Genomic DNA, 10285 nt, shown 5'->3' on the forward strand with positions numbered 1-10285 from the left:
AAATTTAATAAATATTATAAAAAAATATAATTTTTACTTGAAATAGCATGAAACTTGTAATATATTTGTTTTTAGGAACATATATCTTTATAACTTAATAAGGTGATATTTATGAGAGGATTAGTACTTGAAGGTGGAGGAACAAAAGGTTCATACCAGATAGGAGCATATAAAGCTTTAAGAGAATTAGGTATAGAGTTTAAAGGTGTAGCAGGAACATCTATAGGAGCTTTAAATGGAGCTTATATAGTCCAAGATAAATTAGATGTTTTAGAGGAGATATGGACTAATTATGATTATACTCACTTTATGAATGTAGATGAGGAAACATATAATCATATAAAAAATGTTGATTTTACACCTAAAAATATAAATATGGTAATCTCTTTGATAAATAAAGCTAGAAAAAATCAAGGAATAGACATAAGTCCATTTAGAAACTTACTAGAAAAAACTATAAGTGAAGATTTGATAAGAAATTCTAATAAAGACTTTGGATTAGTTACAGTAATGTGGGATGGTAAAATAATACCAAATCCTATGTTTTTAAATGATATTCCAAAAGGTAAACTTTTAGATTATCTTATAGCTAGTGCTAGTTTACCAATATTTAAATTAGATAAACTAGATGACAAATTATTTTTAGATGGTGTATTTCATAATAATATACCAGTTAGTTTATTAAGAGAAAAAGGATATGAAGATATAGTTGTAATTAGACTAATTGATGATTTGTTTGGTAAAATAAATTTAAATCATCATCAAGATGTAAATATGAAAGTAATAGTGCCATCAGAGTATTTAGGAGGATGTTTGAATTTAGATCCTGACAATGTAAGTAAAAATATAAAACTAGGATATATGGATGCTATGAAAACCTTTAACAGGTATGAAGGCGTTAGATATTATTTTAACTTAGATTATAAGTATGATGAGGATTATTGTTTTAATAAACTTAGTAACTTAAACAAAGAAACCACAGAAGGTTTATGTAAATTACTAAATGTAAAAAGAGATGGTAATAAGAGAACTCTTTTAGAAGTTATAATACCAAAGTTAGGAGAGAGTTTAAATTTACCAAAGGAATTTTCATACAAAGACTTATTTTACTGTATGTATGAGAAAAAGCTTGAAGAAAACAACATAAACAGAATTAATTTGTATGATTTTAATAAGGTAGTAGAAGTAGTAAACACTAACATAAATTCTAATTTGAATTTGGAGTCTAACTTTGAAGCTAGACACATAACTTCGATTCATAGGAATAGGTTTACTAAACTTTTAACAAATATAATAATAAATGATATAAAAACACAAAATAACTAAGTGTACTTATATATCATCAAATAACAAATGAAATTTATGGAGGTATTACAATGGAAAAAATAGTAACTATCAAAAATGCAAGTGGATTACATGCTAGACCAGCAGGAATGTTTGTTAAGAAAGCATCTGAATTTAAAGCTACAGTAGAAATAAAAGCAAAAGATAAAGTTGTTAATGCTAAGTCAATAATGGGAATAATGAGCTTAGGTTTAGCTCAAGGTGATGAAGTTGTTATAGTTGCTAACGGAGATGATCAAGAAGCAGCAGTAAACGCATTAGCTGAGTTAATAGAAAGCGGATTTGGTGAATAATAAGAACTAACAAACCTCGGTGTAAACCGAGGTTTATTGAATATATATATATTGTATACACGAGACAATAGGAGGAACCCATATGTACAAAGGAACAGGAGCGTCGCCTGGAATTGCTCTAGGGAATGCATTAGTTATAGAACATAGTGAACTTAATATAGAGAAGAAAATCATAGAAAACATTGATGCTGAAGTAGAAAAATTACAAACAGCAGTAGAAAAATCAAAAGTAGAGCTAGAACAAGTAAAAGAAAGAGCAAAGATAGAATTAGGTGAGCATGAAGCTGAAATATTTGAAGCACATTTACTAGTATTAGCAGATCCGGAATTAATAGATCAAACTATATCTAAAATAAGAAATGAAAAAGTAAATGCTGATTTTGCATTAAATGAAGTTAAAGATATGTTTGTAGGTATATTTGAGTCTATGGACAATGAATATATGAGAGAAAGAGCAGCAGATATCAAAGATGTTACAAATAGAGTATTAAGACATATATTAGGGATAAAGGTTGTAGATTTATCAGCTTTAGGTGAAGAAGTTATATTAATATCACATGATTTAACACCATCAGATACGGCTACAATGAATAAAAAAATGGTTTTAGGGTTCTTAACTAATATAGGTGGTAGAACATCACACACGGCTATAATGGCTAGAACTTTAGAAATAGCAGCTGTAGTTGGTTTAAATAATGCGACAGAACAAATTAAAGATGGAGATTTTATAGTATTCAATGGAGAAACTGGAGAAGTTATAGTAAATCCAGATGATGAAACTATAAAACACTATAGAGACTTAAAGGCGAAGTATGATGAAGAAAAAGAAGCATTAAAACAACTAATAGGAAAAGCTTCTTACACACTTGATGGAAGACATGTAGAGCTTGCTGGAAATATAGGAAGTCCTAATGATTTAGAAGGATTACTAAAAAATGATGCAGAAGGTGTAGGGCTTTATAGAACTGAGTTCTTATATATGGACAAAGAAGATAACTTCCCAACAGAAGAAGAGCAATATGAAGCATATAAAGCTGTTCTTGAAGGAATGAATGGAAAACCTATAGTAATAAGAACTTTAGATATAGGTGGAGATAAAGAATTAAAATACTTCAAGATGGATGAGGAAATGAATCCATTCCTAGGATATAGAGCAATAAGATTATGCTTAGATAGAACTGATATATTTAAAACACAATTAAGAGCTTTATATAGAGCTAGTATACATGGAAAATTAAGAATAATGTTCCCTATGATATCGTCATTAGAAGAATTATTAAAAGCTAAAGAAATAATAAAAGAAGTTTTAAATGAAATGGACGCAGAAGGAATTGATTACTCTAAGGAAGTAGAAGTAGGTATGATGATAGAAATACCGTCAGCAGCTGTTATATCAGATATATTAGCTAAACATGTAGACTTCTTCTCTATAGGAACTAATGATTTAATACAATATACTTGTGCAGTTGATAGAATGAATCAAAAAATAAGTTACTTATATAACCAATTCAACCCAGCTGTTCTTAGACTTATAAAGATGGTAATAGATAATGCACATAAAGAAGGTAAATGGGTAGGAATGTGTGGAGAATCTGCAGGAGATCAAAGAATGATACCAATACTTCTTGGTATGGGGCTTGATGAGTTCTCAATGTCTCCTATATCTATACTTCCAGCTAGAAAATTCATAACTTCTGTTAACTATGAAGATATGAAAGGATTTGCTACTGAAGTATTAAGTATGGGAACTGCAGAGGAAATAAAAGCTCATGTAGATAAAACTTTTAATATGTAGTAAATAAAGGTCGCTAAAAATTTAGCGACTTTTTGCTTTGAAAAAATAAAAAATCAGAAAAATAAAAGTTTTTAAAAAATATAATCAATTTAAAAAAATAACTTGAAAAATAAAGTCAAATACAAAAATGATATGTATAAAGTATGTTTAATCTTATTAATGCATACATAAATTAAACTAATAAGATTAGCACTTTTAAAACCTTTTGTTGACAGAAGATATATATTAAATTAAAATTACTTTAAACAATTTCAAAATTCTTAAAAAGACTTTGAAAGGAAGAGTATGTATAGGAAGTAGTTGTAGCGAGTTGGTGATGGTGAAAGTCCAACACGAAGCCTATATTGAAGAACATCCTGGAGTTGCTAACCGAAATTTTTAAAAGTAGGCTTAGACGGAACCAAACCGTTATCAAGTTGGAACGCACTAAGATTAGTCTTGCTGCGTTAGCTAAGAGAACTTGATAATTTATTCAGGTTAATCAGGGTGGTACCGCGGAAATTATAAACTTTCGTCCCTATATTTTATATATAGAGATGAGAGTTTTTTTATTGCAAAAAATATAGTGGAGGCCACGCTATATGGATTTAAAAATGTATGACGTCATACTCTCTACAAATAAATCAGTAAAGTTATAATCATAAAATTAAAATAGGAGAGTATAAACATGAGCTTAATAATACCAAGAGGATATAAATCGAGTTTAGGAGTTGTAGAAACCCAGCAAGCTATAAAGGATTTAAAAGATTTTTTTGAGGATAGACTAGGAGAAGAATTAAAGCTTACAAGAGTGTCATCACCGTTATTTGTTTTACCTGAAACAGGTACTAATGATAACTTAAATGGAATAGAAAAGCCTGTTAGTTTTGAAATTCCAGATATAAAAAAGAATGCTGAAATAGTACATTCATTAGCTAAGTGGAAGAGAATGGCGCTTAAAAAATATGGATTTCCAGTAGGTCAAGGATTATATACAGATATGAATGCTATAAGAAAAGATGAAGAGTTAGATAATATTCATTCTATATACGTAGATCAATGGGATTGGGAACTTATTATAAATAAAAAAGATAGAGATATAAATACACTAAAAAATATAGTGAAAAAAATATATAAAGTATTTAAAGAAACTGAAGAACATGTACATTTAATATATCCAGAGATAAAAAAGATTTTGCCAGAAAAAATAACTTTTATTACATCACAAGAACTATTGGATATGTATCCGAAATTAACAGCTAAAGAAAGAGAAGATAAAATAGTAAGAGAAAAAGGCGCAGTATTTTTAATGCAAATAGGAAAGTACTTATCTTCTGGAGAAAAACATGATGGAAGAAGTCCTGATTATGATGATTGGGAATTAAATGGAGATATACTGTTCTACAACCCTGTATTAGATAATACTATAGAACTATCATCTATGGGTATTAGAGTAGATGAAAATAGCTTAGAAAAACAATTAAAATTATCTGGACATGAAGATAGAAAAGATTTAGATTATCATAAAGCATTATTAAACAAAGAATTACCGTACACTATAGGTGGAGGAATAGGTCAATCTAGAATTTGTATGTATTTTCTAAATAAAGCACATATAGGAGAAGTTCAAGTAGGTATATGGTCAAATGATATGACTAAAGAATGCGAGAAGTTTGGAATACATCTACTATAAAAAATATAAATTTAGTATATTTATGAAAACGCATATATAGGTTATAATAATTTAAAGTTATAACTTTAGGGGTGATATATATGAAAGTTTTAATGAGAATTATAGATATGTTTTTAGATATTCTAAAAAAAACTTTAGTTAGATTTAAAAATGCTAAATTTGGTTTATTATTTATTGTGAATTTATTTAAATTGCCGGATTTTTTTACAGACAAAGATGTTAATATAATTAGTAAATCTAAAGTTCTATTTGCTATAATAATATCATTTGTATACTTGATATCAGGAATAGACTTTTTACCAGAAATAGTAACGGGACTATTTGGATTTATAGATGATTTATTTGTATTTTTATGGAGTTTAGGAATAATTAGCGAAGAAATAGAAAAGTACAAAAAACTAAAGAAAGAAAGTTATAATCCGAATATAATAGAAGATGTAACTTTCAATATAAAGGATGAAGAGTAGTGTCTACTCTTCATTTTTAATTGAGTAAGATTAAAGTTTATAAAATTAAGATATAGGCTAGATTAAAAATTAAATATTGTAAATGGGGGAAGATATGAATAACAAAAATAAGTTAATTAATATAGTACTGGTAGCATCAATGGCTATATGTATAGGTTTGACTAAAAATTCTTATGCAGATAATATGTACTACAAACAAACGGATCCATATGTAGAAGAATCTAAAAAATACAAATATATGGATGAATATAATTCAAAAGACGATATGAGCGTTGAGATATACAAAGCAATATATAATGCAATTATAAACTTAGATGACTCCGTAGATCTTTCAAAATATGGAGTACCGAGTAGTTATGAAGTTTTCAACATTAGAAAAAAAGTATTGGATGAACATCCTGAAATATTTTATTTTACACACGAAGGTTCTGTATATTGGAGCAATGGAAAATTAGAGTTTAAATACATAAAACCTAAAGAAGAAATAAAAAATATGGTTGATGAATTAAATAAAAAAGTAGATAATATTTTAAATGGTTACTCATGGAATTCTATGTCTGAAATAGAAAAGGTTATAGCTATACATGATTACTTAGTTTTAAATACAGAATATGTAATAGCTAATGATTATGCTTTTGATGTATATGGAATACTTGTAAAAGGTAGAGGGGTTTGTCAGGGATATACAATGAGTATGAAGTTACTTTTAAATAAAATAGGGATAGATAGTTCTTATTTAGCCAGTCCAACAATGAATCATATATGGAATATTATCAATATAGATGGAGAAAACTACCAATTGGATGCAACCTGGGATGATCCAGTTCCCAATAGAAAGGGAGTAGTTAGATACTCATACCTTGCAATAAGTGATAATGAAATGAGCAAAGATCATAACTGGGATAAAAGTAAGTACACTAAATGTACAAGTGATAAGTACAAGTACATGAGAGAAATGGATTATGTAGTAAATGGAAATGAATATAGATATTATACTAATATAAATGATAGTAATGACATATATAAAATAAAAAAAGATGGAAGTGGGAAAGAAAAAATAACAAATTCGCCAGGAAATCCATTATATATAAGTGGAAACTATTTATATTATAAGGATTTATACAGTGGAAATACTAAGAAGATATTAATAAATAACTCTGATAGTATAATAACTGATGACAAAGCTGATTTTATTGATATAAATAATCACTGGGCGCAGGATACAATAGAAATGTTTTCTAAAAATGGGAATATAAATGGATATAGTGATAAAACATTTAGACCTGACAATTCAATAACTAGAGCTGAATTTGTTAAAATTTTAAATGGTTATTTTGGATTGACTAAAGGTAGTGGAAAGATATTTAATGATACCACAAACCATTGGGCGAAAAATCAAATAGATATAGCTGTTACAAATGGGGTTGCAAATGGTATTTCAGACACATTATTTGGACCAGATGAACCTATTACTAGAGAGCAAGCTGCAAAAATGATATCTAATTATAAAAAATTAGATGATAATAATTATGATAAGTTAAATAAATATGCAGATAGAAATAAAGTATCTTTATGGGCAGAAAGCTCAGTAGAAGGTGTTCTAGAAGCTGGGTATATGCAAGGGTACGAAGATAATACATTTAGACCCCAAAATAATATAACAAGAGCAGAAGCTGTAGTTACATTAAGTAGAGTAAAATAAGAAAAACGAACCTAAGAAACTGAATGTTAATTAGGTTCGTTTTTTATTGTACTAGAATATAGATTTAAGAGATTCTATTAAAAGTTTATTTTGATTATGATCTAAAGTACAAACTCTAAAGAAATACTCATCCAAACCTTCAAATGACTTACAGTCTCTTATTATTATATGTTTTTCAATAAGCATATCTCTTAAAGCTGAAGCTGTAAATTTCTTAGAAGTTATTTCACTTAAAATGAAATTTCCGTCACTATGATAAACTGTAAAATCTTTAATAGAAGAAAGTTCATTCAGAAGGTAATTTCTTTCTGAGTTTAAAGTATTAGAAGCGGTATTTATGAAATCTTTATCATTAAACATAACTTCACCCATTATAGATGCCAAAGTATTTATATTCCATAAATCAATTTTAGTATTTATAGCTTCTTTTATTTTTTCATTAGATGTAAGGCCATAACCTAGTCTTATTCCTGGAGTACCAAAGAATTTAGATGTTCCTCTTATAACAAATAATTTATTAAATTCGTCAACTAAATTAGTTGATGAGTAAATACTTGTATCTGAAAATTCTATATAAGTTTCATCTATCATAATAAATGTATTTGTGTTTTCAAGAATATATTTAATTTGAGCTTTACTAAAAGCAAAACCAGTAGGGTTATTTGGATTGCAAATGATTACCATATCATGATTATCGCTATTTATAAATTTTATGAAATCATCTATATCAACTTTGAATAAATTTTCTTTTGTTGAAAAGTATTTATGCACATCACAATTTACTTTATTTAATTCTTTCTCATATTCAGAATAAGAAGGAGACAATAAAACTGCTTTTTTTGGATTAACAATACCTGTAAATGAAGATATTAGCTCAGTTGCCCCACTACCTAAAAGGATGTTGCTCATAGAACAATTACAATAATCTGATATAGCATGTTTAAGTTTTTGATAAGATGGATCAGGATATATAGACACCATATCTATATTGTCTATAACTGCTTGCTTAGCTAGTATAGAAGAACCCAAGGGATTTATATTTGAACTAAAGTCCATTAGTTCCTTTTTATTTAAACCTAACTTATTTGATAAATCATATAAGTTAGCACCATGATTTGTACTCATTGGAAATTACCTCCTAAAAAATATATAATTATAATAATAATTATATATAATAATTTGTATATAATATATAACTAATATGTAAAAAATAAAAATATAAAAAGGTTATATAAAGAATAAGAACTAAACACGAATTATAAAACGAAAAAATAAAAAAATATTCTAAAAAACCTAAAAGATATGATATAATGATATATATTAATATACGGTAAATTGGAGGTACTATTATGTACAAAGTTACAGGTGTAATGATAAGTGAAGAAGAAATATTAAAAAAAGTTAAAGAATTAGCAAGTAAAATAGAAAAAGATTTTGAAGGGCAAGAACTTTTGGTAGTAGGAATACTTAAAGGAGCAAGTGTTTTCGTTGCAGACTTAATAAGAAATATAAATCTAGATGTTAATATTGATTTTATGAGTGTTTCAAGTTATGGGAATTCAACAGAATCATCTGGAACAGTTAAAATCTTAAAAGATTTAGATGTAGATATAGAAGGTAAAAATGTTTTAATAGTTGAAGATATCATAGATAGTGGCTTAACTTTAAGCAATTTAGTAGCAGCCTTAAATACTAGAAATCCAAAGTCTTTAAAATTATGTACACTACTAGATAAACCACAAAGAAGAAAAGCAGATATACATGTTGATTATGTAGGATTTGTTATAGAAGATAAATTTATAGTAGGATATGGAATAGATTATGCAGAAAAATATAGAAACTTACCATATATAGGAATAGTAGGAGAGTAATCTTCTACTATTTTTTTAAAATTTATTTAAAATAATTAAGTTTAAATGTATAATAAAATTATAAACAAAACTTAATTATTATAGGGGGATTTGTTATGTACTATATAGGTATAGATATTGGAGGTACAGGTGTACAAGCTGGTGTAGTAGACGAAGACGGAAAAATACTTTATACAAATGAATGTGTTACCGATGTAGCAAGTGGATTTAATAAAGTTATGGAAGATATAAATATGATGGTAAGAGGTTTAATAGAGGCAAACGATATACAAATGAGTGAAATAAAATCTATTGGTTGTGGAGTTCCTGGATTTATAAATAAAAAAGGCAAAGTTACTTGTGTTAATTTGAATTGGAAATCAGAAGATTTTATAAGTACATTACAATCAAAGTTTCCAGAAGTTAAAGTATATGCAGATAATGATGCGACAGTTGCAGCATTAGCAGAAGCCAAAGCTGGAAGCATGAAAGGTTGTAATGTTGGAGTTATGTATACACTAGGAACTGGTGTAGGTGGAGGAATAATAATAAACGGAAAGGCTTTTAGTGGAGCTCATAATATGGGGTCTGAATTAGGTCATGTAATTATAGATTCAAATTACTATGATTGTAGTTGTGGTAATAATGGATGTTTAGAAACTTTTTGTTCAGCTACGGCTATAATAAAATATGCTAAAAAATTAATATCAGAAGGAAGAGACAGTAAAATATTAGAATTAGCTAATGATGATATTGATAGTATAAATGCTAAAAATGTATTTGATGCCTATAGAGAAAATGATGAAGTAGCAATTGAAACTATAAATAGATTTAAAAAATACTTAGCTAAATCTATGGCTGCAATCATAAATACTATTGATCCAGAAGTTATATCTATAGGAGGCGGAGTATCTAGAGCGGGAGATATAATATTAGATGGATTAGATGATTTGGTAAGAAAGTATGTAGTATTTAAAGATGAAGAATTCGCTGACATAGTTATAGCTACATTAAGTGCAAATGCAGGAATCGTAGGAGCGGCATTCTTAAGTTAAACATAAATAAATAAATTTATATAAAGAGGCTATCTTAAAATAGGTCATTCAGTATTTATGATGAATGACCTATTTTAAGATAGCCTCTTTTTTATAAAGAAAATAAA

The 10285-nt window shown here is 27.5% G+C and carries 9 protein-coding genes and 1 other annotated feature; of the genes, 8 read left to right on the forward strand and 1 reads right to left on the reverse strand.

Translation table 11 applies throughout. The features are described 5' to 3' along the window. The first annotated feature begins 111 nt into the window (after nucleotides 1-111). The 6 genes from ACRCYC_RS10495 to ACRCYC_RS10520 all read left to right on the forward strand — a co-directional run bounded on the left by ACRCYC_RS10495 (nucleotide 112) and on the right by ACRCYC_RS10520 (nucleotide 7273). Nucleotides 112-1326 (forward strand): patatin-like phospholipase family protein, encoded by a 1215-nt coding sequence (locus ACRCYC_RS10495; RefSeq protein ID WP_438619083.1) that lies wholly within the window; start codon nucleotides 112-114, stop codon nucleotides 1324-1326. Between the two features lie 50 nt (nucleotides 1327-1376). After that, the gene (locus tag ACRCYC_RS10500) at nucleotides 1377-1637 is read left to right on the forward strand and encodes an HPr family phosphocarrier protein (RefSeq protein WP_438619084.1); all 261 of its coding nucleotides are present in this window, start codon (nucleotides 1377-1379) and stop codon (nucleotides 1635-1637) included. 82 nt (nucleotides 1638-1719) lie between these two features. Then, nucleotides 1720-3432 carry a phosphoenolpyruvate--protein phosphotransferase gene (gene ptsP, locus ACRCYC_RS10505; protein ID WP_438619085.1) on the forward strand — a complete coding sequence of 571 codons (1713 nt, stop codon included), beginning with the start codon at nucleotides 1720-1722 and terminating at the stop codon, nucleotides 3430-3432. A 262-nt stretch (nucleotides 3433-3694) separates the two neighbouring features. Continuing rightward, nucleotides 3695-3954, forward strand: a binding site (T-box leader). Between the two features lie 145 nt (nucleotides 3955-4099). After that, the gene (gene asnA / locus ACRCYC_RS10510) at nucleotides 4100-5104 is read left to right on the forward strand and encodes an aspartate--ammonia ligase (protein ID WP_438619086.1); all 1005 of its coding nucleotides are present in this window, start codon (nucleotides 4100-4102) and stop codon (nucleotides 5102-5104) included. A gap of 80 nt (nucleotides 5105-5184) precedes the next feature. Beyond that, entirely contained in the window at nucleotides 5185-5571 is a 387-nt protein-coding gene (locus tag ACRCYC_RS10515) for a YkvA family protein (RefSeq protein WP_438619087.1), read from the forward strand. Nucleotides 5572-5665: 94 nt separating this feature from the next. Then, a complete protein-coding gene (locus ACRCYC_RS10520) occupies nucleotides 5666-7273 on the forward strand; it encodes an S-layer homology domain-containing protein (protein WP_438619088.1) in 1608 nt (535 codons plus the stop codon). A 51-nt stretch (nucleotides 7274-7324) separates the two neighbouring features. On the opposite strand, the gene ACRCYC_RS10525 is transcribed toward ACRCYC_RS10520, so the two are convergent. Continuing rightward, nucleotides 7325-8398: a pyridoxal phosphate-dependent aminotransferase gene (locus tag ACRCYC_RS10525; RefSeq protein WP_438619089.1), complete on the reverse strand. Its 1074-nt coding sequence runs from the start codon at nucleotides 8396-8398 to the stop codon at nucleotides 7325-7327. Between the two features lie 224 nt (nucleotides 8399-8622). On the opposite strand from ACRCYC_RS10525, the gene hpt reads away from it, so the two are divergent. Together hpt and ACRCYC_RS10535 are read left to right on the forward strand one after the other, a co-directional pair. Further along, the gene (gene hpt / locus ACRCYC_RS10530; protein WP_438619090.1) at nucleotides 8623-9144 is read left to right on the forward strand and encodes a hypoxanthine phosphoribosyltransferase; all 522 of its coding nucleotides are present in this window, start codon (nucleotides 8623-8625) and stop codon (nucleotides 9142-9144) included. Between the two features lie 95 nt (nucleotides 9145-9239). Beyond that, complete coding sequence (locus tag ACRCYC_RS10535; RefSeq protein ID WP_438619091.1) at nucleotides 9240-10178, forward strand: ROK family protein; 939 nt, start codon at nucleotides 9240-9242, stop codon at nucleotides 10176-10178. Nucleotides 10179-10285 lie beyond the last annotated feature (107 nt).

The organism is Paraclostridium sp., assembly GCF_051657365.1.
Lineage (GTDB): Bacteria > Bacillota > Clostridia > Peptostreptococcales > Peptostreptococcaceae > Paraclostridium.